A 549-nucleotide genomic window follows, 5' to 3' on the forward strand; every position below is an offset into this window, starting at 1 on the left:
ACCCGTTGGTTGACCAATGAGCGGGCGGCGCTGATAGCGGGGTGGCTGATGGCAATCATGCCGATGGCGGTGCGTTACAGCCAGGAGGCGCGCATGTACGCGCTGATGGGGATGCTGGCGATCGCCGCCGCCATGGTGCTGGCGAAGTGGCTGAAAACACCGGATAACCGCCGCTATCTGGCGCTGTATGCGCTGTTGATGACGCTGAGCTTTTATACCCACTACTTCACGATTTTTACGCTGATCGCTCACTGGCTGGTGCTGCTGGCGCTGTCGTGCCGCCGCGAAGGCGTACGTTACATCAAGCAGCCGGCGTGGTGGCTGGCCAATGTGGCGATCGGGGTGGCCTACATTCCCTGGCTGCTGGTGCTGTTCAATCTGCTGGCGCATATCGCCGAGCTGCGGGTCGGCGGCGACGTCGGTTGGATCCCTCAGGTTTCCTGGGGCGATCTGCCGGCGATGTATTGGCGTTTTCTCACTGGGCATGATGGCAGCAATTATCCGACGGTCATTCTCTGGCTGCTGCCGGCGATGTTTATCGCCTTATGT

Annotated in this window: 1 protein-coding gene; it reads left to right on the forward strand. The window is 60.7% G+C overall.

What is annotated here, in order from left to right:
• Window positions 1-549, forward strand: a 549-nt coding sequence (locus tag IF803_RS42545; protein WP_461196173.1) for a glycosyltransferase family 39 protein, incomplete at both ends; no start/stop codon positions are given.

The organism is Bradyrhizobium sp. UFLA06-06, from assembly GCF_054820065.1.